The organism is Streptomonospora alba, assembly GCF_000826685.1.
GTDB classification, from domain to species: Bacteria; Actinomycetota; Actinomycetes; order Streptosporangiales; family Streptosporangiaceae; genus Streptomonospora; species Streptomonospora alba.
Window position 1 is genome coordinate 38,868 of the sequence record NZ_JROO01000048.1, and the last position, 23,997, is coordinate 62,864.

25 protein-coding genes and 2 pseudogenes are annotated in these 23,997 nt (G+C 71.7%); 13 read left to right on the plus strand and 14 right to left on the minus strand.

The window, feature by feature from the left end; genetic code table 11:
• Positions 1 to 292: 292 nt before the first annotated feature.
• Positions 293 to 1,153, minus strand: coding sequence for a DUF397 domain-containing protein (locus LP52_RS28800; protein WP_338011657.1), 861 nt, complete (start codon positions 1,151 to 1,153; stop codon positions 293 to 295).
• 283 nt (positions 1,154 to 1,436) lie between these two features.
• On the opposite strand from LP52_RS28800, the gene LP52_RS22935 reads away from it, so the two are divergent.
• Positions 1,437 to 1,823, plus strand: a complete 387-nt coding sequence (locus LP52_RS22935) for a DoxX family protein (RefSeq protein WP_040276463.1) — start codon at positions 1,437 to 1,439, stop codon at positions 1,821 to 1,823.
• A 155-nt stretch (positions 1,824 to 1,978) separates the two neighbouring features.
• Here LP52_RS22935 and LP52_RS22940 read toward each other — a convergent pair whose 3' ends face one another.
• Positions 1,979 to 2,422: a MarR family winged helix-turn-helix transcriptional regulator gene (locus tag LP52_RS22940; RefSeq protein ID WP_040276464.1), complete on the minus strand. Its 444-nt coding sequence runs from the start codon at positions 2,420 to 2,422 to the stop codon at positions 1,979 to 1,981.
• Between the two features lie 97 nt (positions 2,423 to 2,519).
• On the opposite strand from LP52_RS22940, the gene LP52_RS22945 reads away from it, so the two are divergent.
• Positions 2,520 to 2,969, plus strand: coding sequence for a nuclear transport factor 2 family protein (locus LP52_RS22945; RefSeq protein WP_052810181.1), 450 nt, complete (start codon positions 2,520 to 2,522; stop codon positions 2,967 to 2,969).
• Positions 2,970 to 3,100: 131 nt separating this feature from the next.
• Here LP52_RS22945 and LP52_RS22950 read toward each other — a convergent pair whose 3' ends face one another.
• Positions 3,101 to 3,916: a helix-turn-helix domain-containing protein gene (locus LP52_RS22950; RefSeq protein ID WP_040276465.1), complete on the minus strand. Its 816-nt coding sequence runs from the start codon at positions 3,914 to 3,916 to the stop codon at positions 3,101 to 3,103.
• Between the two features lie 140 nt (positions 3,917 to 4,056).
• Here LP52_RS22950 and LP52_RS22955 point away from each other — a divergent pair, with 140 nt between their 5' ends.
• The 3 genes from LP52_RS22955 to LP52_RS22965 all read left to right on the plus strand — a co-directional run bounded on the left by LP52_RS22955 (position 4,057) and on the right by LP52_RS22965 (position 6,049).
• Positions 4,057 to 4,452 (plus strand): nuclear transport factor 2 family protein, encoded by a 396-nt coding sequence (locus tag LP52_RS22955; protein ID WP_040276466.1) that lies wholly within the window; start codon positions 4,057 to 4,059, stop codon positions 4,450 to 4,452.
• A gap of 13 nt (positions 4,453 to 4,465) precedes the next feature.
• Positions 4,466 to 5,326 carry a class I SAM-dependent methyltransferase gene (locus LP52_RS22960; RefSeq protein ID WP_040276467.1) on the plus strand — a complete coding sequence of 287 codons (861 nt, stop codon included), beginning with the start codon at positions 4,466 to 4,468 and terminating at the stop codon, positions 5,324 to 5,326.
• A 255-nt stretch (positions 5,327 to 5,581) separates the two neighbouring features.
• Complete coding sequence (locus tag LP52_RS22965; RefSeq protein ID WP_040276468.1) at positions 5,582 to 6,049, plus strand: hypothetical protein; 468 nt, start codon at positions 5,582 to 5,584, stop codon at positions 6,047 to 6,049.
• Between the two features lie 22 nt (positions 6,050 to 6,071).
• Here the strand turns inward: LP52_RS22965 and LP52_RS22970 are convergent, their stop codons facing one another.
• From LP52_RS22970 to LP52_RS22980, 3 genes are all read right to left on the minus strand, one after another.
• Complete coding sequence (locus LP52_RS22970; RefSeq protein WP_040276469.1) at positions 6,072 to 6,500, minus strand: RidA family protein; 429 nt, start codon at positions 6,498 to 6,500, stop codon at positions 6,072 to 6,074.
• Positions 6,501 to 6,575: 75 nt separating this feature from the next.
• Positions 6,576 to 7,763 carry a macrolide family glycosyltransferase gene (locus tag LP52_RS22975; RefSeq protein ID WP_040276470.1) on the minus strand — a complete coding sequence of 396 codons (1,188 nt, stop codon included), beginning with the start codon at positions 7,761 to 7,763 and terminating at the stop codon, positions 6,576 to 6,578.
• A gap of 337 nt (positions 7,764 to 8,100) precedes the next feature.
• Positions 8,101 to 9,363, minus strand: coding sequence for an FAD-dependent oxidoreductase (locus LP52_RS22980; RefSeq protein WP_040276471.1), 1,263 nt, complete (start codon positions 9,361 to 9,363; stop codon positions 8,101 to 8,103).
• Between the two features lie 327 nt (positions 9,364 to 9,690).
• Here LP52_RS22980 and LP52_RS22985 point away from each other — a divergent pair, with 327 nt between their 5' ends.
• Positions 9,691 to 10,326, plus strand: a complete 636-nt coding sequence (locus LP52_RS22985; RefSeq protein WP_040276472.1) for a TetR/AcrR family transcriptional regulator — start codon at positions 9,691 to 9,693, stop codon at positions 10,324 to 10,326.
• Positions 10,327 to 10,406: 80 nt separating this feature from the next.
• Positions 10,407 to 11,261, plus strand: coding sequence for a CPBP family intramembrane glutamic endopeptidase (locus LP52_RS22990; protein ID WP_040276473.1), 855 nt, complete (start codon positions 10,407 to 10,409; stop codon positions 11,259 to 11,261).
• A 199-nt stretch (positions 11,262 to 11,460) separates the two neighbouring features.
• On the opposite strand, the gene LP52_RS22995 is transcribed toward LP52_RS22990, so the two are convergent.
• Positions 11,461 to 12,978 (minus strand): PepSY-associated TM helix domain-containing protein, encoded by a 1,518-nt coding sequence (locus LP52_RS22995; RefSeq protein ID WP_040276474.1) that lies wholly within the window; start codon positions 12,976 to 12,978, stop codon positions 11,461 to 11,463.
• A 304-nt stretch (positions 12,979 to 13,282) separates the two neighbouring features.
• Positions 13,283 to 13,750 (minus strand): hypothetical protein, encoded by a 468-nt coding sequence (locus LP52_RS23000; protein ID WP_040276475.1) that lies wholly within the window; start codon positions 13,748 to 13,750, stop codon positions 13,283 to 13,285.
• A 322-nt stretch (positions 13,751 to 14,072) separates the two neighbouring features.
• Here LP52_RS23000 and LP52_RS28560 point away from each other — a divergent pair, with 322 nt between their 5' ends.
• From LP52_RS28560 to LP52_RS23015, 3 genes are all read left to right on the plus strand, one after another.
• The gene (locus tag LP52_RS28560) at positions 14,073 to 15,164 is read left to right on the plus strand and encodes a hypothetical protein (RefSeq protein ID WP_052810182.1); all 1,092 of its coding nucleotides are present in this window, start codon (positions 14,073 to 14,075) and stop codon (positions 15,162 to 15,164) included.
• 487 nt (positions 15,165 to 15,651) lie between these two features.
• On the plus strand, positions 15,652 to 16,389 hold the full coding sequence (locus tag LP52_RS23010; protein WP_238581060.1) for an ATP-binding cassette domain-containing protein: 738 nt from the start codon (positions 15,652 to 15,654) through the stop codon (positions 16,387 to 16,389).
• On the plus strand, positions 16,382 to 18,046 hold the full coding sequence (locus LP52_RS23015; protein WP_157036446.1) for a DUF6297 family protein: 1,665 nt from the start codon (positions 16,382 to 16,384) through the stop codon (positions 18,044 to 18,046). Before LP52_RS23010 ends, LP52_RS23015 begins: the two co-directional genes overlap by 8 nt.
• Before the next feature lie 120 nt (positions 18,047 to 18,166).
• Here the strand turns inward: LP52_RS23015 and LP52_RS23020 are convergent, their stop codons facing one another.
• Positions 18,167 to 18,688 (minus strand): anthrone oxygenase family protein, encoded by a 522-nt coding sequence (locus LP52_RS23020; protein ID WP_040276477.1) that lies wholly within the window; start codon positions 18,686 to 18,688, stop codon positions 18,167 to 18,169.
• A 352-nt stretch (positions 18,689 to 19,040) separates the two neighbouring features.
• Here LP52_RS23020 and LP52_RS23025 point away from each other — a divergent pair, with 352 nt between their 5' ends.
• From LP52_RS23025 to LP52_RS25930, 3 genes and pseudogenes are all read left to right on the plus strand, one after another.
• Positions 19,041 to 19,448, plus strand: coding sequence for a RidA family protein (locus tag LP52_RS23025; RefSeq protein ID WP_040276478.1), 408 nt, complete (start codon positions 19,041 to 19,043; stop codon positions 19,446 to 19,448).
• A gap of 124 nt (positions 19,449 to 19,572) precedes the next feature.
• A pseudogene (locus tag LP52_RS23030) lies at positions 19,573 to 19,865 on the plus strand (IS630 family transposase); the annotation flags it as partial.
• A gap of 261 nt (positions 19,866 to 20,126) precedes the next feature.
• Positions 20,127 to 20,969 (plus strand): DUF1963 domain-containing protein, encoded by an 843-nt coding sequence (locus LP52_RS25930; RefSeq protein WP_052810183.1) that lies wholly within the window; start codon positions 20,127 to 20,129, stop codon positions 20,967 to 20,969.
• Between the two features lie 334 nt (positions 20,970 to 21,303).
• On the opposite strand, the gene LP52_RS23040 is transcribed toward LP52_RS25930, so the two are convergent.
• The 5 genes and pseudogenes from LP52_RS23040 to LP52_RS28810 all read right to left on the minus strand — a co-directional run.
• Positions 21,304 to 21,822 carry a DUF6879 family protein gene (locus LP52_RS23040; protein ID WP_052810184.1) on the minus strand — a complete coding sequence of 173 codons (519 nt, stop codon included), beginning with the start codon at positions 21,820 to 21,822 and terminating at the stop codon, positions 21,304 to 21,306.
• Positions 21,823 to 21,904: 82 nt separating this feature from the next.
• Positions 21,905 to 22,174 (minus strand): hypothetical protein, encoded by a 270-nt coding sequence (locus LP52_RS23045; protein ID WP_040276479.1) that lies wholly within the window; start codon positions 22,172 to 22,174, stop codon positions 21,905 to 21,907.
• Positions 22,175 to 22,352: 178 nt separating this feature from the next.
• Positions 22,353 to 22,487: a nuclease-related domain-containing protein gene (locus LP52_RS28805; RefSeq protein WP_274518833.1), complete on the minus strand. Its 135-nt coding sequence runs from the start codon at positions 22,485 to 22,487 to the stop codon at positions 22,353 to 22,355.
• A complete protein-coding gene (locus LP52_RS23050; protein ID WP_040276480.1) occupies positions 22,484 to 22,843 on the minus strand; it encodes a toxin-antitoxin system YwqK family antitoxin in 360 nt (119 codons plus the stop codon). The genes LP52_RS28805 and LP52_RS23050 overlap by 4 nt, the downstream gene beginning before the upstream one ends.
• A pseudogene (locus LP52_RS28810) lies at positions 22,840 to 23,997 on the minus strand (hypothetical protein); the annotation flags it as partial. The pseudogene LP52_RS28810 and the gene LP52_RS23050, both read right to left, overlap by 4 nt.

A 23,997-nucleotide genomic window follows, 5' to 3' on the forward strand; every position in this document is an offset into this window, starting at 1 on the left:
CGCCGCCCCGCCGCCGACCGCTTCCGGCGGCCGACGCACGCGGGTGTCCGCCCGGTCGCCAATGGCCGTACCGGTGTCGTACCCACCTCAAACACCCTGGTGCGGCATCCCCGACGACGATAGCCCCGCACTTCGGGTCATCCCGGGCGACATCCGCCGCGCCCGGCCGGCGTGCGGACCACGCCGCAGGCCGGCGGCGCTCCGCGGCGCCGTGGTGACCGCCCACAACCCGGAGCTCTTCGAGCGGTTCCCAACAGCGGAGTCCGACCGGCTCGGCATCCGGGTCGAGGGGTTACCGGGTGGCGCGGGCGGGGCTGAGGAAGGCTTCCCACTCGGCGCCCGGGAAGGAGAGGAGGTGCCCGGCCGCGGGGCGCTTCGAGTCGCGCAGGGCCGCACCGGCGGGGAGGTCGGCTACGTCGACGCGGTCCGCACGGTCACTGCTGCGACTGGACGTGGAGAAGGCCAACGGCTCAGTCGTCATGCCGATTCTCCGGCCCATGATCCGGCGGATGAAATCCAGGTTATGCGGTGTCCGAATCGAGGCTGAGTTCATGGTGGCGAGAAGCGTCCAGAACCGCTGTACAGACGCCGCGTCTTGCGCAAAGAGGCAATCGGTGGTGGTTTCGGTGTACACGGTGCCGGGGTCAGACTGAGCCGGAAAGGTCACGACCACGGACGATTCCGCGAGATCGGCGTGCATCCCGGAAGTGAACGCCGCGACGTGGACGTCCACGTCGCGGCGAGTCGCGATATCGAGCAAGACCGCCGCGAACGGGCGTCCCTGTCGCCCGATGTCCGCGGCCTGGAGGCCGACGCCGAGGGAGGGCGGGACGGCTCTGGTCGAGTCCCTGCTCACCAGGTGGGGCGACACGGCTGCCCACCCGCCGCCACGGGTGGTTCCGCCTGGTCTGCGACATGACCGGAAGCCGGTGGTTCGGCGCCTGAGCCCCCCGGTCCCAAGCGCCGAACCCGGCCCCCGAAATGCGGCCCGGGGCGGTATCCCCACACCAGCCGTCCGAGCCGCGGCTCCCCCCTTGAAAGCCCCTACAGGAAGGGAACCGATGTCCAAGATTAGCGCCACATCCGTGCCCGCCGCGGCCGTTTCGGCAACATAGGCCAGGAACAATTCCGCCGAATCCGCGGGCGTCCGCATTCTCGTGTCCGTGCCCGTTCAGGCCCGCCTGCCTGGTCCCGATTACATCCGTTATGCGTCCGGTCCGGCCGCGAGCGGGTCGGCGGACGGCGATGCGTTCTGCCCCTCCTGCACCCATCCCCCCGGTCCGACCCGCCGACCCGCCGCCTCCACGGCAGCTCAGCCGGCCCCTCCGCCGCCCAAGGCGTCCCCGGCCTCCCGCATGAACCGCTGCGGCCGTGTCACAGATCGCCGCTGCAACTCGTCTCCTTTTCCGACCCGACGCCGCATAAGGAGGAACCGCATGAACGTCGCACTGTGGATCGCCGCCGGACTGCTTGCAGCCGCCTTGCTGGGCGGCAGCGCCAAGACGGTCGTGCCCAAGGAGAGGATGGCCGGCCTGGCGGGGGACTGGTCGGAGTGGGTCGAAGACTTCAGCCCCGGCGCCCTCAGGGCCATCGGAGTCGTTGAACTCCTGGGAGCGGTGGGGCTGATCCTTCCCGCGGTGGTCGGTATCGCGCCGGTACTGGTGCCGCTGGCCGCTTCGGGGGCGGCGCTCCTGTTCGTCGGCGCGGTGGTCATGCGCCTGCGCCGCGGTGAAAGGAAGACGATCGTGGGCGACCTGGCCTATCTCGCCTTGGCCGTCTTCGTGGCCTGGGGCCGCTTCGGCCCCGAGGCCTTCACCGGCTGACCGTGGAACCGGCGCCTGGAACGGAAGCGGGCGCCACCGCCGCCCTTCGTGCCGGCGCAGCCGGGCCGGCCGCTCGGCGGCATCCGCCCCGTGGCCGACCAGCGCGACCCTCGGTGCCAACGGCACACCCGACACCGCCTTTCGGGGGCGCAGCGCTAGCTTTCGGCGCGGTGCCGGAGTACCCGGGTCAGGAGTCGGGTCAACTGGTCGCGCTCGTCCTCGGAGAGCGGGGCGAACACCGAGTCCTGGAGTCGGCGCACCCGTTCGTCCAGGTCCCGCAGTGCGTTCTCGCCGTCGGCGGTGAGCGTGATGACGTTGCTGCGGCGATCGCCGGGCGCGGGATCGCGGCGCAGGAGCCCGCGGGCCGCGAGATCGTTCGTCGCGGCCACCACGTCGCTGCGGTCCATGCCGCAGGCACGGCCCAACGCGGCCTGGCTCGACGGCCCGCGCTCCTCCGCGGCGGCCAGAAGCGCGTAGTGGTGGGTGCGGAAGTCCCCCAGGCCCTGCGCCACGAGCCGCTGCACGTGTGCGGCCGTCTGAGTGAGCAGGCGGGTGGGCAAGCGCCGCAACCGTAGGGGAGGCGCCTCGTCCATGGGCATGCTTCGACCCTACCTCTTGTTGGTGCCACCAACGATGGTCTACGCTCCAGAATACGTCGTTGGTCCCACCAACATTCACTTCCTCCGAGGAGCGTCCATGGCCACCGAGACACCCGCCACCGACGACCACGAGCTTCAGCGGCGCATGAGCGTCTTGGCCGACCGCGCCGAGCTCACCGACCTGCTCTCCCGGCACGGCCGCTGGCTGGACGAGAAGCGCTTCCACGAGACGCGCGCGGTCTTCACCGAGGACGCCGCTGTGGTCGTCGGATCCGGTGCTGTAACCGGCGCCGAGTCGGTGGCGGCCCTGGCGCAGAGCAGCCACGGCAGCTATGCCCTTACCCACCACCTCACCACCAACCCCCAGATCGAGGTCGACGGAGACCGCGCCGTGCTCAGCGCCCAGCAGATAGCCGTCTTCTGCCGCGAGGGCGACGCCCCGGAGTTCGTCGTCGGCGAGCGCTATCGCATGGAGGCGGTGCGCACCCGGGACGGGTGGCGCCTCAGCCACGTCGAAGGCGAGCCCCTGTGGCGGGTCGGCGCCTGAGCAGGCGGGGCGCCGGGCGGCGGATAGGCCCGCGCGTGCGGTCCGGCGCCCGGTACCCGCGCCCGGCACCCGGCGGCCGAGTGCGCGCAGCGCCGGCGGCGAAGCAATAGGAGAACCCCCGCCGTCCCGGGTCACCGGCCGGGGGAGAGGGCTCGCAGCAGCTCGGCTGTCCGGTCGTCGGCCGGGTAGAAGGTCTCGACCGCGATCTCGTCGAGCGTGACATCGCGCGGGGAGCCGAAAACCGTGGTGGTGTAGATCAGGGCGAGGTCGCCGTACTCCGTCGCCATACGCATGGGGACGGCGATGTCGTCGACGGAGCTCTTGCCGGAGCCGGACCCGGCTCCGTCCTCCGCCGGGTCCGGCCCGGGATCGGGGTAGCTCTCCAGGTCGGCGAGGAGCTCGGCCAGCCCGGGCGCGGCGGTGCGGTCGAGCTGCCTGCGCACCCGCCGCAGCACGGTTCGGCGCCACTGGCCGAGGTTGCGGATGCGCGGAGCCAGGCCGTCGGGGTGCAGGGTCACCCGCAGCACGTTGATCGTCGGCCGGGTCAGCTCCGCCGGCACGTCCTGCAGGAACGCCGACATGGCCCGGTTCGCCGCGAGTAGCTCCCAGCACACGTTCACCGCCAGCGCCGGGTTGGGCTCCTGGCCGCTGAGCACCGAGCGCACCGCGTCGCCGGCGGCCCCCAAGTCGGTGAAAGCGCGCTCGGCGTGCGCGGGGGCGAAGCCCGCCGCCAGGTAGAGAGTGTTGCGCTCGCGCAAGGGGACGTTCAGCTCCTCGCACAGCCGCTCGATCATCTCCCGGCTGGGCTTGGCCCTGCCGGTCTCCAGGTAGCTCAGGTGGCGGGTGGAGACGTCCGCGGCGAGCGACACGTCCAGCTGGGAGCGCCTCCGGCGCTCGCGCCATCCGCGCAGGAGCGTTCCCACCGGCGGCTCAGTGGTGACCGTCATGCGGCCACATTGGCGCACCCGCGAAGGCGCGGCAATGACCTCCGGGGTTATCGACGGGCCGTACCCGCGGCACGCACTCTCGGTCCATACGGCCGGAGCCGCCCGGGCTCCGGCCGCCGCACCGCAGGGAGGCACCAGCCATGACGACAGACACCGACAACGCCTCGGCCACCGACCGCTACATGGAGTTCTGGAACTCCGCCCCGCCCGAGGCGCGCAAACTCGCGCCGGAGGTCTTCACCGACGACGTGGACTACCGCTCGCCCGCCGCGCTGATGCAGGGGGCCGAGGCGCTCATCGACTTCCGCGCGCAGTTCATCGCCCACGTGGGCCCGGCCTCGTTCGCCGCCCGGCGCGAGCCGGAGGAGCACAACGACCGGATCCGGCTGCTGTGGGAGATCCGGCTGGGCGACGGCACGTCCTTCGCGACAGGAACCGACGTCCTGGCGATCACCGAGGACGGGCGGATCGGCTCCGTCAGCGCGTTCCTGGACCGCGCGCCCGAGGGCCTCCTCGACCACCACGACCACGGCTGAGCGGGAGGCCCTGATGGAGACGATCGCCAACGTCCACCAGTACGAGGCGTGGAACGGCTACGAGGGACTGCACTGGGCCCGGAACCCCGACCGCTACGAGGCCATGGTCGGCGGGAGCAATCGCCCGCTGTTCGAGGCGGCCCGGATCGAACCTGCCGACAGGGTGCTCGACATCGGGTGCGGCACGGGGCCGACGACCCGCCGCGCGGCGCTCAAGGCCCCGCACGGCCGCGCTCTGGGCGTGGACCTGTCGGCGCCCATGCTGGAGCGCGCCCGCGCGGTCGCCGAGGAGAAGGGGATCGCCAACGTCGCCTTCGAACAGGGCGACGCGCAGGTGCACCCGTTTCCGGCGGGGGAGTTCGACGTCGCGATCAGCCGGGGCGGCACCTGGTACTTCGCCGACCCGATCGCCGCCTTCGCCAACATCGGCTCGGCGCTGCGTGCCGGCGGCCGTCTCGCGATGGGCGCCCCTGACAACACCGACGACGCCGCCGACTCCGCGGACTTCCCGGACCTCTTCCGGATCATGGGCGAGTACCTGCCCGAACCGCCGGCTCTGGCCACCGGGGACGAGAGCCGGAACCTGACCACGATGGCGACGCCCGCGGACATCACGACGGTGCTGGGCGGAGCGGGCTTCACGTCGGTGGCCGTCGAGCGCCGCCGCACCGAGGCGATGCTCGGCAGGACCGCGGAGGACGCCGCCGACTTCGTCTTCGGCTGGGGGCCGGTGCGCCACTGGTTCCGCGACGCCGACACGGCCACCGAGCGCCGGGCGCGCGAGGCGGTCCGGGCGGCGCTCGTGCCCTACGAGACGGCGGGCGGTGTGCGGCAGACCGGTAGCGGGCTCCTCGTGACCGCGGTCTGGGGCTGAGGCGGCGGGGTCCGCGCCGACGCGGAGTCGGGCCGGCGCGAGACGCGACGACACATCCGAGGAGAGACGGAGCAGAGGCATGCTGTTCATCGAGGTATTCGCGCCGCAGGGCGCCCTGAGTGCCGAGGGGCGGCACCTGCTGGCCACGAGGCTGGTGGAGCTGGACGACGGAGTGGACCGGGGAGAGGCGCACCCCGAGTCCGTCGAGGAGAACTCGCGCGCCTACACCCGGGTGGTGGTGCACGAGCCGCCGACGTGGGTCGCCGGGGCCGCACCGTCGGCGCCGACGGGCCGCAGCGCTACGTGGTACGGGTGCGGATCCCGTCGCCGTGGGTCAAGGAGGTCGCCGCCGAGTTCGTCGAGCGCTACACCCGCATCGTCGCCGACACCGTGCGAGAGCTGCTGGGCGCCGAGGCCGCGCCGCAGGTGTGGGTGGAGGTGCACGGGGTGCGCGAAGGGACCCTCGGCCTGGACGGGCAGGTGATGGGCGCGGAGGCGATCGCGCAGCTGTTCACGGGCTCCTGGCGCGAGTCCGTGCGGGGGCGGGGACCCGTCCCCGGCCCGGAGCCGGGAACCGTGCACTGCCCGGTGTGCAGCATGGTCGTGCGGCTCCACGACTCCGCGATCATCCTGGAGCACGAGGGAAACCTCTACGGCTACTGCAGCAAGCACTGCCGCAGGGCCCACGCGGAGGAACTGGGCGTGCCGGTCCCGGCGGCATGAGGAGCCGGGACGAGACGACGGGCTACTCCTCCGCGGCCACCGCCACCGCCTCGACCTCCACGAGCTGGTCCGGGTAGCCGAGCACGGCGACTCCCAGCAGGGTGCCGGGAGCGTCGTGCCGGCCCATGTGCTCCCTGACGACCTCCCACGCCCGGACGAGGTCGGCCCGCTCCGCGGAAGCCACGTACACGGTCGTCTTGACGACGTCGTCCAGCGAGGCTCCGGCGCTGTCGAGGGCTTTGCGCAGGTTGTGCATAACCTGGTGGGCCTGGGCGGAGTAGTCGCCCGGCGCCACCGTGGCGCCCGCGGCGTCCAACGGACAGGCGCCCGCGGTCCACACGCCGCGCACCGGGCGCCCGGCCGTGTCGGCGAGATCGGCCACAGCGGCGTAGGCGTAGTCCACCACGGCGGTCAACTCGGCATCGCGGACCAGCCGCACAGCCCCGCTCATCGGAATCGGGTCCTCCTTCGTCTCGGGTGACGGATCTGTATGCGGGCGCGGCGCGTGGGAAACCGGCCTCCGCGGTCAGGTGGGCCGCCGAACCCGGTCCGGCAGTTCGGCCTCGATGAGGTCGGCGGCGTAGGTGGCGCCGCCGGCCTGGAGTCGGGCGCTGATGTCGGTCAGGCGCCGGGCTACCCCGGTGTCGGCGGCCAACTCCAGCAGAGCGGAGCGAAGTGCCTCGGGGGTGGCGTCGTCGGTGTCGACGCGGCGCGCCACGCCGAGTTCCTGCAGCCGGTCGGCGTTGTCGAACTGGTCCACGGCCTGGGGCACCGCGATCATCGGCGTCCCTGTGTAGAGGCCCTCGCTGGAGCCGCCCATCCCGGCGTGAGTGAGGAACGCGTCGGCCTCGCGCAGGACGCTCAGCTGCGGCACCCAGGAGTGGACCTCGACGTTGTCGGGGATTTCGCCCAGATCCGCGGGGTCGACGTACTTCCCGATCTGGAGCACCACGTGCCAGCCCGGAAGGTTTCCGAAAGCCTGCAGGCACCGGCGGTAGAACCCGGGCTGGTTGGTGTAGGCCGACCCAAGCGACACCAGCAGCACCTTCTCCGCGCCTTCCGGGCGGCTCCAGGCGCCCTGATCGGCGCGGTCGCCGAAGCAGGGGCCGACGAACGCCACGCTGTCGGCGACGCGGTCGGCGTAGGGCTGCATCTCGCGCGGGATCATCGCCAGAGCCCGGTCCGGCTTGCCGGCGAACGAGGTGTGGTCCAGCCCGCGCACTCCGTTCTCCGCCAGCCAGGCGTCGAACTTCACGAAGTGCGCTTCAGCGCCGGGCTGGGCACGCAGCCACGGCATGACGGTGTCCTCGTAGCCGGCCCACGCGACGTAGGAGGGCGAGAGCTGCACCGCGGGGAGGCCCCATTCGATCGCGAGCACGCGGGCGGAGTAGCCGCCGATGTCGTAGAGGAACACGTCCGGGCGGTCGTCCTCGTAGGCGGCGCGGATGACGGGCAGGCTGCTGATGGCGTCGTCCAGGAAGATGTCCATCCCTTTGACGGGGTCGTCCGTCCACTCCTCGTCGTCGAGGGGCAGGGTGGTGGCGAACGGGACCGGTTCGGCGCCGGTGCCGGTGATCAGGTCCGACATCACCGGATCGTTGGCGTAGGTGACGCGGTGGCCGCGCCGCACCAGCTCACGGATGATGTCCAGGCCGGGCAGGACGTGGCTGACGGCGGGCACGCCGACCATGGCGATATGGGAACGCGGTGTCATGGGTACTTCTCCAGGATCGAGGGGGACTGCGGGGCTGGGGTAGGGCGGTTCGGACGCACCGGAACCGCGCCGCCTGCGGGCGCACGCACGGGGCGTGCTCGCCCGCGGGGCGCGCCGCGCCTCTACTCGTAGATCTGGTGGAAGTACATGCCGCGATGCTATCGGCGGCCATGAGCGGCGCGCAGCCGGGTTTTCCGCGGCTGCGGCGACTGATGCGCACATCATGCGGCGTGCGCACCGGGGCGCTGACGCGGCCGCCGAAGCCGCGTGTGCGGCGCTCCCGCCGCATCGCCGCATCGCCGCGTCCCCGCGAGTCGGCTGAGTCTCCGGCGCCGGCCTACCTCTGCTCCCGGGCTCCTTCCCGTGCGTCCGCCGGCCGTGCTCCGCGCCGGGCGAAACCGGGGGCACGTTCGGGGCGTACGCCCACTCCGATCAGGTACGCCGGTACAGACGCCAACCGCGGCACCGCCGTGACCGCGGCCAGTACCGGCTTGGGCGGCGCAGGGCGCCGGCCCTCCAGGATCGGCCCCACCATCCGCTTGTGCAGAATCCGCTGCAGTCCCTGGATCGCCACAGTGGGCAGAAGGCGCCGGCGGCGGACGGCGCCGAGCCTGCGGCCGGTGGCCCGGCCGCGCTTGAGCGGTTCGGCGAGCAGGGCGGCGGCGGCAACGGCGTCTTGGACGGCGAGGTTGATCCCCACCCCGCCGATGGGCGACATGGCGTGCGCGGCGTCGCCGATGCACAGCAGGCCCTCGGTGTGCCAGCGGCGCAGCCGGTCCAGCCGTACGTCCAGGTGCTTGACCTCGTCCATGGACGCCAGTTCGCCGACGGTATCGGCCAGTTCGGGGATCAACTCGGCGATGTCGCGGCGCAGTTCCCCGACCCCGCGGGAGCGCAGTTCGGCGTCGGTGCCTTTGCGGGCCAGGTAGGCCAGTTGCATATAGCCGGTTCGGGGGATGCCGACGACGAGCTTGCCGCGGCCGGTGCCCGGGGTCAGGGACCGGGTGACGGTGCCGCGCACGGGCACGCGCAGCCACCAGGCGTCGAAGGCCACCGGGAACTCGCGCAGCGGCAGGCCGGACTCGGCGCGGGCCGTCGAGCCGCGCCCGTCGCAGGCCACGGTCAGGTCGGCGCGCAGTTCGCCGGGTCCCTCCGGGCCGTCGTAGCGCACACCCGCGACGCGGCCGTTCTCCCGGATCAGGCCGGTGGCTTCGGTGCTCATGCGCAGAGTGAAGGCGGGCTCCTCCCGGCCGGCCTCGGCGAGCAGGTTGAGCAGGTCCCACTGCGGGACCATGGCGATGTAGGGGTGGTTCACCCTCAGGCGGCCGAAGTCGACCATCGTCAGCTGCCGACCCTCCCCGACGTCGAAAGCCGCTCGGTCGAGCCTGTTCTGGGGGAGAGCGGCGAAGCGCTCGCCCAGGCCCAGGTCGTCCAGCAGGTCGAGGGTGCTGGGATGGACGGTGTCGCCGCGGAAGTCGCGCAGGAAGTCGGCGTGCTTCTCCAGCACTGTGACCTGCACTCCGGCGCGGGCCAGCAGCAGGCCGAGCATCATTCCGGCCGGTCCGCCGCCGACGATCGCGCAGGTGGTCTTCTCGCTCATCGCTGAACTCCCTTGTTCTCGATGCGGGGGCATGCGCGTCCCCGCTCTGCTGTCGGCCGCCGCCTCGGTCCGAGCCGCCCGCCGGCGGGCCGGTGGGACCGGAGCCGCCGGGCCGGCCGGACGGCGCTCGCGGCGGCGCGTGGCGGTGCCGTGCGGGGCGCCCTGGATCGACGTCGACCGATCTCTACAAACGTAGAATTCCACGCGTGTAGATGTCAACAGGTGTGGAGTTCTTTGCTCAGGGGTGGTGCGGGGGTCGCGACGGGCCGGTGCGCCTTCGGTCGAGGGGTAGAATTCCCCACGTATAGAATTCGGTGGAGGGGTGCCATGACCACGGGGAACGCTGACGAGGACGACCGGCGGCCCGGCGGGCGCAGGCCCGGGCAGAGCGGCACCAAGGACGCGATCCTCGCCGCGGCGCGCGAGCAGTTCGCCGCCAAGGGCTACGCGGGCGCCACCTTCCGCGGCATCGCCGCCCAGGCCGGCGTCGACCCTGCTCTGGTGCGGCACTTCTTCGGAACCAAGGACCAGCTCTTCGCCGCCACGCTGCACCTGCCTCCCGAGGTGCTGCACCGCCTTCAGCAGGCGTTCGAATGCGCCCCCGAAGACATGGGCGAACGCTTCGCCCGCACATACCTGGGGCTCTGGGAGGATCCGGCGACCGGAGCCGCGCTGATGGCGATCATGCGCACCGCCCTGACCAACGACCAGGGCGCCGACCTGCTGCGGGATTTCCTGCAGGGCCGCCTCGTCGAGCAGGTGGCGTCGAGCCTGGGAGCCGACAGGCCCCGCCTGAGGGCCCTACTGGCGGCCACCCAGCTGGTCGGGGCGGTTATGGCCCGCTACGTGGTACGCATCGAGCCGATGGCCTCACTGGCCATCGACGACGTGGTGGCCCTGCTGGCGCCGAACCTCCAGCACTACCTCACCGGCGACCTCCCGGACCACGCGCACCGGCCCTGACCGGCAGGCTCGGGGGATCCGGAGCACGGTCAGGGGTATACCCGATGGCGGCGCGGAGGCGGCCCAGGCAGGCTGGCCGCATGGACTCCCCGAGCGAAACGGCCGCTGCCGGCGAGCGCAGGCCCCATCTCCTCCTGCGCGTCGCCCTCGTCATGGCGGCGACCCTGCTGGTCTGGCAGGTGATGGACCGGATCGGTGCCCTCTTCCCCGAGAGCCCGCAAGCCGGCCCGCAGCACTGGGCCAACGCCCTCACCGTTTTCGTGCTGGCCGTGCCCATGGTGTGGCTGGCCCGCCGCTACCTGGACCGGCGCCCGTGGAGCGGGCTGGGCCTGACCGGGCCCGGCCCGGGATGGCGGCCGTTCCTCGCGGGTGCGGCCTCCTGGCTGATCCCGGGCCTGCTGGGGCTCACCCTGGCCGTGGCGATGGGGTGGGTGGAACTCGTGGCGAACCGGCCCCCGGCCGTGATCGCAGGGACCATGGCCGCGCTGGTGATCCTGGTGCTGCTGTTCGAAGCCCTCCCGGAAGAGCTGATCTTCCGCGGCTACCTGCAGCGCAACCTGAACACCGCCATGCCGGGCGGACTCGCCGTGCTCGCCCAGGCCGCGCTTTTCACCGCGTTCGGACTGGCGCTGTGGATCCCCGAGGCCGGGTGGGCCGTAATCCCCGAGCGGCTCCCGATGTTCCTGGGCATGGGCGTGGTCCTGGGCTGCATCCGGCTGATGACGCAGAACGTGTGGGCCTGCGTGGGATTCCACCTGGCCTTCCAGGTCGTGGCGCAGGCCCTGCTGAACGGGAACCTGTTCACCATCCAAGGCGACCGGGAACTCCTGATGCTGACGGCCTTCCTCAGCCCCTTCGTCTTCGGTGTCCCGGTGACGGCGGTGCTCACCCGCGGCGAAGGAAGCTGGAGCGGGCGCGTACCCGATCCCGCGTGACGGCATCGCGCCGCCCGACGCCGCCCCCGGAAGAGCGACCGGCCCTTCGACGGCCGGGGGCGGCGGGCGGCCGGTGCTCCCGGCCGGCACCGCGCCGACCGGGAGCACCTGTCGCTCCGTGCCGCCGGAGCCTGCTGACGAGGCGTGGGGCGGTGATCTCCGCGCCTCAGGGCTCTCGCGCTCCGCGTCCGATCACGGGCTACCGGGGTGCGGACCCCGGTCGGGGCGCGGGCGCAGCTCCGGCTTCCCGCTGCTCCGCCGATGCCGCGCGCGGTGAGCCCGGGCCCGCTGTGCGCCGTCCCTTGGAACGGGCCCGCCACCCCAGAAGGGCGTCGACGACGAGGAACAGCAGCAGCGACGCGCCCAGGAGGGGCACGGCCACGCCGAACAGCGCCAACAGGGCCACCACCGCGGCCTTGTAGTGCAGGGGCAGGGCGCGGAAGGAGCCGCGCGGGTAGGGCCGCCCCATGCCCAATGCGCGCGCGTGGGTGGGTCGGCGCTGCCACCACATGCGGTAGCCCATGACGATCACGGTGATGAGGCCGCCGGCCAGGGCGGTCAGCGCCAGCTGGTTGGCCACGCCGAAGAGCACGCCCATGTGAGCGTCGATCCCCCACCGGCTGAGCTTGGCCATCAGCGGATAGTTCTCGAAGCGGACGATGTCGGTGACCTCCGCGGTCTCCGCGGAGACCGCCGCGGAGTCCACCCGCGTCGGCCAGCTGCGGTCGACCTGGTCGACCACGTAGACGGAGGCGTTCTCGTCGGGCAGGACCACCTCGACGGGCCCGTCCAGCCCGGCCTCGCGCGCGCTGGTCAGGACCTCGTCGACTCCGACGTCCGCGCCCGCACCGGCGTCGGCGTCGGCGCCGGACGAGGACGCCGGCGCCTCGGTGGAGACGGCGGGGGTGCTCCAGGCCAGCTGCTCCCGCAGGTCGCTGATGTTGGCGCCGGCGTACTGCGACCAGGTCATGCCTGTCGCGGAGAGGAACAGCAGGCCGACCGCGAGCCACAGGCCGGTGGCGCCGTGGATCGACATCGACCGCATGCGCCCTCGCGAGGTGCCCGCGCCGGGCAGCAGCAACCTGCGCGCACGGCCGCCCGAGCCTCCGGCCCCGCCGGAGCCGCCCGAGTTGCGTTTGCGCGACACCCACAGCCCGACGCCGCCCAGCGCGACCAGCCACATCCAGCTCGCCGCGAGTTCGCTGTACAGCCGTCCGGTATCGCCCAGGTGCAGGCTGCGGTGCAGCATGTCGGTCCAGGTGCGCACGGGCAGGGCGCCGCTGGTGCCGTAGGTCTCCATCACGCCGAGCACCTCACCGCCGTGGGGGTCGACGAACACGGTCATGCGGTGGCTGCCCTCCAGCTCGGGCACGTTGAACAGCACCCGGGTGGAGTCCTCCGCCGTGGTGGCCGGGCGCACGGCGTCGAGCTCCGCCTCCGGCAGTTCCTGCTGGGCTATGCGCACCTGCTCGCTCAGCTGGAGGCTGGTGCCGGAGGGCTCCACATGCAGCTGATCGGCGAAGACCGCCTGCTCGACCTGGGGCGTCCACACGTACAGCAGCCCGGAGACCGCGGCGACCAGGATGAAGGGGGCGACGAACACCCCGGCGTAGAAGTGCAGGCGCAGCACCAGTGGGCGCAGTGCCGCCCAGGCCCGGCGACGGCCGGGTTCCGGTGAGGGCGGATCCTGCGCGGGGGTGTCGGTGTCCTGAGCCATGGGGGATGGTCTCCTCTCATCGCCGACGCGGCCGCTTCGGCGGCGCTCGGCGGTCCGGGCGCGGAGGCGCGCCGCCGGGTGGGGATCGCTCCTCGACCGCGGCCCCCTCTGCCCGGAATCGGCTGTCCGGGGACGGCCCCCGAGGGGCGGCGGCCGGGCCGGTCACACCAGCGCGACGAACGGCTGAAGCGCTCCCGCGGACGGGCCGCGAGGGGGCGGAACCGCGCCAGAGGGGATGGCGGGGCATGCGGGGTCCCTGTCATGTCGATGGGGGACCATAAAACCACTTATGGTGATAAACCGGCTACCCCAAGGAGGCGGCCTCCGTGCGCCCGCCTCGCGAGGCGAGTTCGGAAGAGGACCGCGAGACCGCTTCGATCAGCGGCGGGAAGCCGATGCCACCGGGGCCGGTGGCGATCCGCCCCCGGCCTTCACCCGGGATGTGTAGGCGCCGCAACCCGAGCGACGGTGAGACCGAAAATCGCGGAGACGTCCCGGCGCCGCTTAAAGGGGCCGGAGGCGATTCTGACCCGTCGGTCCGGCCCGAATCGGAGGGACCGGCAGCGCGGCCCTGCTTGATCGACTTGACCACCTCTCCCCCTCCTGCGATCAGGGCGAAGGCGGCCGTGACGAACGCCAGCGAGACGTCCCAGGTATCCCACCCGGGCTCGGCCAATCGCCGGAGGCCGAGGATCAGGAAGACCGCCCCCACCAGCAACCAGAAGAAGGGCTGATGCCGCCTGCTGTGCGCGGTGCCGCGTGATTCCCTCATTGGGATCTCCTTGCTGAAGCCGAGCTGCGGTGGCGACCCCTGCGCGAGGCACCACATTCCCCGAGCGCACAGCGCGGCCCTGCGCTGAAGCGACAGCCGAGCGGACCGCCGTCGCCAAGGGGGATGCAGTCGGGCCACCCCTCGGCGTACCAACCTCTCATCGAACACAAACCGGGAACCGGACCGGCCCCCGCGGTGCGGGGCGTGCGGCCGCGTTGAACGCAGCCTGCTTGTCGGACCGGCTCGGTACGTTCTGCGTGCCCTCATCCCTGAGTCGCCGGCTCCACGCCGGAACGGCGGCCGCCACCCCCCAGGAGCACTGTTGGAACCCACGTTCGCCGATTTCTCCGTCGATGAACCGCGCCTCGGCAATGCCGATGTGCGGTACCGCCGCTGTAGGTTCGAGCACAACCACCTCGCGCTCGATGCCGGAGGGAGCGTCGAACTCTCCTTCAGGGCGGACGCGCGGGCGGATGCAGACGAAGACGCCGACGGCGAGGACGTGGACGAGGACGAAGGCACACGCGGCGGGGACGCATACGAGGACGGCGGCGACGCGGACATCGGGGAGGTGACTCTCAAGGTGACCGCGCTGGTGTCCAAGGCCGGCCGGTCGCCGGGGCACGCGCCGATGACCGTCCTGGTCAACGGCGAACCCGTCGCGTCGCACCTCACCGTCCCCGGCGGCGGGGACCTGCCGCAGACCTGCGTGTTCGCCGTCCCCGGCCGATGGCTGCGGCGGCGCGCCAACCGGTTGGACGTGCGTAGCAGCATCGAGTCCCGCACGAAGCTGTGGCTGTACCGGATCACCCTCGACCCGGTTTATCAGCGGGACCGGTCGGAGCGGGCGATGGCCGCGGCGTCCGCTGAGCAGTCCGTGTTCCGCTACACGACCCGGAGAACGGGCGGCGAGGCGGAGGAGGGGCTCGCGCCGACCGGGTCGCTGGTCGTCCACGTCGATCGCGGGGAGCAGTCACTGCCCGCGCAGATCTCCTGGCGCAGCGAGGACGGATCGGAGTCGGCGGTGAGCTTCCAGTCGGCTATGGAGAGTTTCCACGGCTACCACCGCGATTCCCTCGGCGGCCTGACCGAATACCGCGGCCGGCTGTCGGAGAGGTGGGCGTTCGCGGAGGGTGCCGGGAGCGCTGGGCTCCACCGCTTCCGCACAGAGGAAGGCTGGGGCGGCGGCTGGCACCGCTCCGGCGACCTGCGGCTGCTCGTCGACGACTCGGGAACGCCGGTGGAGCGGATTACCTGGCGCGACCAGCGGGGGAATTCGGGCTCCGTTGCGTTCCAGCCGGGCGCCGAAGGCTTCCTCGGCTATTACCAGCGGCACAACGAAGGGCCCATCGGGTACCGGGGCACGGCCGTCTCGGATCCTCGACGCGCTGATCAGCGATGCGGTGGACGGTGAACCGCAGACGCCGGGCGGCGCTGCGTCGGCCTGCAGTACCGATCGAGCAGGTCCCGCACACGCTGCCGGCGGTGCGCGAGCGCGTAAGGCCTCCATGGCCAGGGGCGCGAAGTGGCGGTACTGCTCGACCTGATAACCGCAGGAGCGCGGGTAGCGGCTCAACCGGTCGGCCACCGCCCCCGGGGCGTCCAGCAGATCCATCAGCCCGGCGTGGGTCTCGTCGTAGAAGACGTCGACGAGCGCGATGACGATCTCGTCCTTGCTTGGGAAGGACCGGTAGTCCGTGCCCGTGCCGACTCCGGCGGCGACGGCGATGTCGTCGGGGCTTCCCCCAGGGCGGATGACGGAGGCCGGGCGGGTCCGGGATAATCCCCTGGCGCCTGCCTCACCGTCCCCGGCGTGGAGGCCGCAATGCGGGGTCGGAAGAGCGACGCGGGCGACCCCTCCGGCCCCTGCGCGCTCCTCCGTTCCAGTAAGGACACGTCTCTTGCCGTCCCACGACCGCCCGGCGGTGCTCTACGAAAGCGTCGTGCGCGAGTACAGCCCGGCCTATGCCGTAGGTCCGGTGAGCCTGCACGCTGACCCCGGGGAATGCGTCGCTCTGGTGGGTCCCAACGGGTCGGGGAAGTCGACGGTGCTGCGCGTCGCCGCCGGTGCGGACCAACCGACCCAGGGCAGGGTCTCCGTGCTCGGGGCGGAGCCCCGAGCGGCCGACCCCGAGTTCCGGCGGACCGTCTTCGTCCTTGAGGAGCTCACCTACTTTCCCGACCTCAGCGTGCGTGAGCACCTGGAGTTGGTGGCTGCGGGGCACGGTTTAGGGCGGGCCGGCGACGCCCGGATCACGGAGACGCTCGCTCGGTGCCGACTCGACGCCCATGCCGGAGCGAATCCCCGGACACTGAGCAGGGGCCAGCAGCAGCTGCTGGCGCTCGCGGCCATGCTGCTGCCTCCGTTTCCGCGCGTGTTCGTCCTCGATGAGCCGGAGAGCCACCTCGACGGCCCGGCCCGGAGGTGGTTGGGCGAGACCCTGCAGCGCATCAAGGAGGAAGGCGGAGTCCTGCTCTTGGCGACTCACCAGAGCTCCCTGGTGGATCGGCTGGCGGACTGGACCGTCCACATGGACGGCGGCAAGCCGCGCAACGATGACAGGGCCGGAGGCGATGACGCCGGGGGAGTCGGGATCGGCGGCGATGAGGTCGGTCGTGACGGGACCGGCGGTGAGTAGACCGACGCCGGCGGCCGCCACCGAGGAGCAGGCGCCGGCACGGAGCCGACGGACGAGGGCGGTCCTCGCCCAGCTTCGGCGCCACCGCAACGCCCGGCTCAGAGAGCGCAGCGGCGGTATCGCCTACGGGGTCTACCTGGCGGGCTTCGGCGGCTCCCTGATCGCGGTCCCCCTGGTCACGGCCGTTCAAGAGACGCTGAACTCCGACGTCGTCCTGCCGGAGCGGGCACCGGATCCGGCGGCCTCCCTCCCGTTCTTCCTCACCGCCGCGCTCCTCCTCGCGCTATGGAGCACGGTCTACGACGCCACGGTCCGGGGCGCTGTGCGTATCGAACCCGCCGTCATCGACTGGGTCCTGACCCAACCCGTCGACCAGTCGGCGGTGCTGCGGCCCGCACTATGGCGCATGGTCGCCGCGCGGGCCGCCGTCGGCGCGGCATTCGGGCTTGCAGCGCTCATCGGGCTGTGGCAGTTCGCGATCCCCGCTCCTGTGGACGGCGCGGTCATGCCCCTGGCTCGGGCAGCGCTGGGCGGAGCACTCACCGGGGCGCTTAGCGCGACCTTGGGCGCGGTGGCCACCGTGCGCGGGCAGCGTCCCCTGGCGGTGCTGCGGCCGGTCTGCTACCTGGCGCTGCTGTCGCTCTGCGGCGCCGGCGCGCATGGGTGGGCGAGCCCGGGAGCAGTGTTCGCACCAGGCCTCGCCCTGTGGTCCGGACCCTGGGGATGGGCGTCCCAGGCGTTCCTGCCCCCGACCGCGGGGACCGCCGCGCCATGGCCGGCGCTGCTGCTCCTGGCGGCGCTCGTCGCAGGCACGCTCGCCTGGTCGATGCGCATCCTGCCGTACGTCCCCCGCTGGCAGCTCAAGGCGCACGCCGCCGCGGCGATGGGCGTGCGCAGCGGATTCTGGCTCGTCGATCCGAACCTGCTGCATACGACGTTCGCGGTGTCGCACGTCAGCAGCCGCTACCGGATCCGCCTGCCCCCACCGCGGCATCCATGGTTGACCGTGCCCTGGCGCGACGCGCTCAACGCCCTCCGGTCGCCGATCCCCCTGCTCCGCGCCTGCCTGCTCTCCACGGCAGCCGTCCTGGTGGTGCACGCACCGATCGAACCGGTGTCGACGGTCGGCCTCGTGCTGACCGCTGCAGTTCCGGCACTGCACTACCTCGCGGCGTCCCAGCTGCTGGGCGCGGCCCGGGCGGAGGTCACCGACCCGCGGCTCGCCCGGTACTTCCCCTACACACCCGGCGTACTGGGCCTCCTCCACGGACTCGTGCCTACGGCGCTGCTTGTGGCCATCACCGCGCTGTTCGGCACCGCCGCGGCAGTCGCGGCCGGTACGGACGGCCACCTCGCGGTCCGCGCCGTGCTTCTCGCCCCAGCGGCGGTCGCCGCCGCACTCGTCAGCTTGTACCGAGGGACGCTGCCGCTCCACCTCGCGGTGGGCTACGACACCCCCTTCGGCAACAGCGCCCCGATGCAGATACTCCTCTGGCACACGGCAGGGCCGGCGAGCCTGGTGGCTCTCGCCTGGCCCACCGTTTCGGGCGCCCTGACCGAGCCGTGGACCGTGGCGCTTTGGTTGCTCGCCGGAACCGCGGCCCTGACCTGGTGGGCACAGCGCCGTGCAGGCAACGCACTGACCGGTGCGGTCTGAGGGACCGGGGGAGAGGCAAGCGGCAGAGGCGTCGGCGGGCGCGCCGTGACCGGCGGACTGCCGTGTCGATCGCGTTCCCGGGGGCCGCTCTCGGCGTCGGGAGCGGCCCCCGGGACACGATCAGCGCCGTTCGCGGCCGATGTCCTCGGCGACGCGGGCGCGGTACAGGCGCAGTAGGCCGGTGAAAGCCAGCGTGGCGGTGACGTCGCTCATCGCGAGCCGGCCCCAGTGCCCCGTCTCGAACTCGGCGACGGTCCGGCGCAGGACCTCCGCCGAATGAACGGCGGTCCCCTCATCGAACATGATCTCGTTGCGCGGCCAGAAGTACAGCACAGAGAAGAGGAATTCACCGACGACGAGGGTCAGCAGGCTCGCGCCGAGCCACAACCGCACGCCGCGGTCCGGCCAGGTCAGGGCCGTGGACGCGACGGCGGCGACCACCGTCGCCGCCCCCAAGGGAGGAAAGAGGTCGGCCGGGCCGGTGACCGAGAAGAAGTCCGTCGCTCCGGTCAGGGAGCGGGGGACGTCGTGGAAGACGTTGGGGTAGATGACGACCGTCTCCACCGCGATACCGCCGAAGGCCACCATGGCCACCCATGTATAGGCGGCCGTCACTACGACCGCGATCCTGCGTCTGCGCATACCTCTCCGATCCGGGGCGGGCTTCCTTGGCGCTGCGAACGCTAGAGGGAGAACCGTGGCCCGGGCGTCCGCCCCTGCGCCGAACTCCGCCTACATCGGCCGATGTAGGCCGCCCGGGTGCGGCTGCACCGGCCGCGAGCCCCGGGGGAGGGGCGCCGACCGGACGCGGCAGGCTTGCGCCGCATCACGGGGCCGGGCCTGATCGAATACTGTTCCGCATCGGGAGTGCTAGAGGCCCTGATCCGTCTTCAGGCCGAACACCTCCGCTCCCGGTGCGCAGCACGGTTCCGCATGGTGGGAACCGAGCATTCTGCCGGCGTCGCCGCGCAGTACCCGATGATGAGGAGCGTGTATGGGTGTCGAACTGTTCAATCCGGATGGCCTGCCGAAACCGGATGCGTATCGGCAGCTCTCGATCGCGGAGGGAACCAGGCTCGTGTTCCTCGCCGGCCAGGTGGCCCGCGATGCCGAAGGCAATCCGGTGGGCACCGGCGACTTCGCAGCGCAGGTGGAGCAGGCGTACCTGAACATCGGCCGGGCGCTGACCGAGGTCGGCGGTTCGTTCGACGACGTGGCCAAGCTGACGATCTACGTCGTCGACTGGAGCCCGGACAAGTACGAACTGCTCGGCGAGGGGGTCACTCGCGCGGCCGCGAAACTGGATATCGACCCGGTGAAGCCGATCACGCTGATCGGCGTGGCCGCTCTGGGCGAGCCCGACATCATGGTCGAAGTCGAGGCGACCGCGGTCCTCGCCTGAGCGGATCCCGGTCCCGTGGGCTCTTTTCCGAGCGGTCCCGGTGCCGGGTCGTCCCACAGGGGTACGCCGGTGCCCGGTCGGGCCGCTCCCGGCCCTGCAACAGCTAAGGCCAGGCCTCCGGGCCGTCCGGGCCTGGGCGATGAAGAACAAGGTCGAACTGTGCAACACCGCGACCTACGCCTCCTGGGCCAACCCGGGATCGAGGCCCACTTCGGGCCGCTGCGCCAATTCACGATCGCCAACTCACATCCCCCCAACCACCCGGTGCAGACCCGGGCGCTGCACGCCTACCTGCGCTGGCGCAACGCCAACGCCCGCCACCCCGACGTGCTCTCGGCCCAACGGCGCGAGCGCGCTCGGGTCCGAAGTGAGAAAGGCATCCGCTGGGGCGGTCGCCCGCTGGCCCCAGCGGCCTGATGCGACCCGGTCAACGTTTCCGGTCAGAGCACTAGACGACGAGGCAGCGAGGGTGCTGGGCGGTTGGGCCTGCGGGTGCCCGCCCGGCGGCGGCCCGCCCTCGGCCCCGCCGGCGCCCCGGCGCATCCATTGCGCGGTTTCTGCCGGATTCCGGCCCGGATCCGGCAGAAACCGCGCGATAGACGTCGGCCGGTGCCGGTGATCGCGGCCGGAACCCGCATCGGCGCGGATTGACGTCGCGGCGGTGTAGCTTGACCGCCCATGGACGATCTCCAGTCACTCAAGCCTCACCTCCTCGAATCCGCAGTTCCCGAGACCGTCGCCGACCGGTGGCTCGGGTCGGCTCTTCCCCAGCTGGTGTTCACCCCCATGGACGACGCCGACCTGCGGGCGGGAGAGCGCCCGGCGGGGTGGTACGGCGGGCATCCGCGCGTTCCGCTCGATGTCGACCTGGGCGACTATCCGCACTACATCGCCTCGGTCGACTGCGGTGCCCTGCCGCACAGCCCACCGGGTTTGGCGCTGCCCAGTGAAGGCTCGCTGCTCTTCTTCGCCACCAGGGACGCGGATTCCGCCATGGACCGCGACCTGTCGACCACCCCGCGCGCGGTGCTGCACGTCGGCGCGGACACACCGGTGCGGGAGTGGACGCTCGACGAGTCTCCGGAGGAGCCGGACCACTTCCGCGCCCCGCTCCCCCTCCGGTGCAGCGCCTACTGGAGCCTGCCCGACAGCAGCCACGCCGTGATCTTCCTCGACGATGAGCTGCACGGTTTGTTCTCTCCCTACGAACGGCTGTTGGACAGTGCCGAGCGGGCCAACAGGCGGAACACTGAAAAGGCGGTGAAAGGCCGCAAGGTGCTGAAGATGGGCGGATATCCGGCGAACATCCAGGACGACCCCTGCCTTATCTACGACAAGGAAGAGGTGCTCGGGCGACGCGATTGGTGCATGATCGCCGAATGGGGGGCGAGCCTGTGGCCCGAAGGTGAGGACATCCGCACGTACTGGGTGATCCCTCGCCAGGACATGGCGGAGTTCCGCTACGACCGGGTGGGACAGCTGAGCGACCACAACGAGTCCACCGACCAGATCGGCCTCTGAGCGTCGGGCGCCACCGGGTGCTTCCCGCCGTCACCGCTCGATGCCCTGTTGAGGAGGCCGCGGTGATGAGGTGGAGGCACCTCCGCCGAACCGCCGGCGCGGGAAACCACCGGGGCTGCGGCTACGGGTGCGGTCCGCGTAGCGCGGTCACAGCTTGCCGCCGAGCGCGCGCCGCATGCTTCAGGAGGAGCCGTACCACCGGTGGCCGGGTCCTCGCGGCAACCGCCGCTGCCTCTTACCGTGTCTTATCGCCTTCGCGTCTCACCGTCGGAGGTCCGCCCGCCGCAGGTGCGGTGCCCTCGGTCTCAGCCCGCCCCTCACGCGTACCCTCCCGTCACGGACGGACCGCGGGTGCGGGCAGCGGCGCGATCTCGCGCTCGAAGTAGTCCAGAAGGGGCGTTCCCGCGGCGAACAACCCGGCCAGTTCGCCGACGGTCGCGGCGATGGCGTCGCGGTCGTCGATCCGCCATGCGCCGCACGCCCGGCCCGAGGAGTCGTAGCGGACCAGGAACAGCACCCGGTCGCCGAGCACCACCACCTCGGGCAGCGCCGTCCGCTCCTCCAAGTGCGCCACCTCTTCGGCCGGGACGACGCGCAGCGACTGCCCGGCCTCGGCCAGCAGGCGCAGGAACTGCATCTCCGACTGCAGGTACGGCGTCACCGGGTGGTCCACGACCCGGATGCGCCGGGTCTCCATTCCGACCTCGCGGTCCTTGGCCGCCATGGCCTCCGCGTCGGATCGGTCCGCCTCGTTCAGCTTCAGGGCCTTCTCCCAGTCCCCGGCGGCGAACGCCTCCCAACTGGCGTCTCCGGGTTCCTGAAAGTGCTGTGCCCGCTCGAGCTTCCAGAACACTCCGCCGTGCTCGTAGGCGCTTCAGTACTCGGCGTGGTAGTCGGGGCGGTCCAGCGGCCGAGCGGGCAGGTCGCGCAACCGCTCAAGCATCGGGGATCTCCGGCTTCGCCGCGGTCAGCATGACGCGGGGGATCACCACGAGCCGTTCGTCAGCGCTGATGCTGACGCCGTCGGGAAGCCGACCGCGGTAGGCATCGGTCGCGTCGCGGCCGATGACGGCGATGTCGCCGTTGTCGAGTTCCCAGATATCCGGGCAGTCCGGTCCGGCCTTGGTGACGCCCAAGGCGAGGGGCGCTTTACCGATTCGGCGACGGAAGCCCGCGCTCGGGTCGGCTTCCCAGGGACGGGGCATCGAAAGCTCCTCGGTGGGAGGGAACGGGCTATTAGAGGTGCCCTCACGCTGTGTACACGAAACGCCGAGGCCGGGTGCGGACACCGGTGGACGGCGGGGCGGAGACATGCCCGGAATCCGCACCGACCGCACCGGTCACGGCGCGAGCGGCGCGCCGCCGCCGACGCACCGCGCACCGCTACGCCGCGGTGTACTCCGGCGCGCCGAACCCCCGCGGCAGCAGCAACTCCTCCGCGTCGGCCTTCAGTTCCAGCAGGAAAACGCCGTGCGGCGCGACGAGGAGCAGGTCGCACTCGCGAGGGCGATCGGTCACCGCGGAGGAGAGTACTCCTTGTCCTTGACCACGTTGCCGTCGGCGTCCCATTCGCGGTCGGAGACCATTCGTCCGTGGTCGTCGAACGTCCTCTCCGCGGCCAGGGTTCCGTCCTTATGCCATGTCTTCCAGACCCCCACGGCACCCCTGGACATATCCACTCTGCCTTCTTCCCTGAGTTGGCCCCCGGGGTACCATTCCAGCGAAGGGCCGTGCTCGAATCCCCGCTCGTAGGTGGTCAGCGCGATTACTTCGCCGTTCCTGCCGAGTTCGACCGCTTCGCCGGTGTATACCTCGCCGTTGTAGAAGGCGACGTAGTCGTCGTACTCCAGCTCGGTATCCTCGACGCGCTTCACATGTCCCCCTGCACTGCCGTATCAGAACTGTCCGGATGACCCGGCGGGTTCCACAGCCGATCGGTGTTCGTTCCTACTCCGTCGATCATCCTAGTGCAGTTCGCGCAGCAGTCAGCCGGAGTGGGACCGGACCTGTACAGGGTGAACGTCGGGTCGATCTGGATGTCGGAAAGGTTTCCCGTGTCCTGCCCGCGCATATTCAGCAGCTCGTTCAGCGCCTTGACCTCTGCGTGCCGGAGCGGGTGGTCATTGTGCGGGAATTCGATGTCGTCGATCTTCTCGCCGTTCGAGCGGTCGTGGAGCGGATAGGGGCCGTCGTCGCGGATGGCTTCCATCCGGGCCTCCAGCAGCGGGTGCAGCTCATCCGGAGGAATGGTGTTCCGAGGACGGCCGTTGATCGCTTCGACGACCGTTCCGCTCTGCCTGTCTATTGCGACCGCATTGACCGCGCCGCCCATATCGCCGAGCGATTTCTTGGACACCTCTCCGTCTTCGACCAATCCGCGCATGGTATTCGCCCGGTCGGTGACCAGATCGCGGATATAGGAGTTGACGGGCTTACCGTCGACCTCCTCGATGAGGCCGTCGGGTCCGCGTTCGACCCGGGTTTCGTCGAGTCGCTCCAGCACCTGGCCCGTGTCGGAGTCGGCAGGCGGCGGCTTCGATGCGGGGTCGTCGCCGCTGTCGCCGAGGTCCTCGTCATCGCGGGACGGGTCATCGGAATCGCCGTCCCGACCGTCCGCGTCCGGCCCGTCGGCCGCTTCGGGCCCGTCCTGCCGGTCGGGGCTCTGGCCCGGGTCCTCGTCGCCTCGCTCCTGCGGTGCGTCGTCCTGGCGATCGGGAGTGTCGGAATCCCTCTCGCCGCCGGGTTGCTCCTGCCCGTCTCGGCTGCCCTGCCCATCCTGGTCGCCGGACGGTTCGCCGCGGTCGGGGGAGTTCCCGGGGGAGTCCCCGGTGGCGCGGTGGTCGCCGGACTCGGAGCCGTCGTCGCCGGACCCTCCGCGGCCGTCGCCGTTGCCGCCGGATCCGCCCGTGCCGTCGGACCCGTTGCCGTTGTTTCCACCGTTGCCGCTGACGGGGGCGCCGGGGGCGTCGCCGCTTCCGCTCCCGCCGGAGCCGCCCGAACCGTCGCCGCCGCCGGTGTGGTGCGGCTG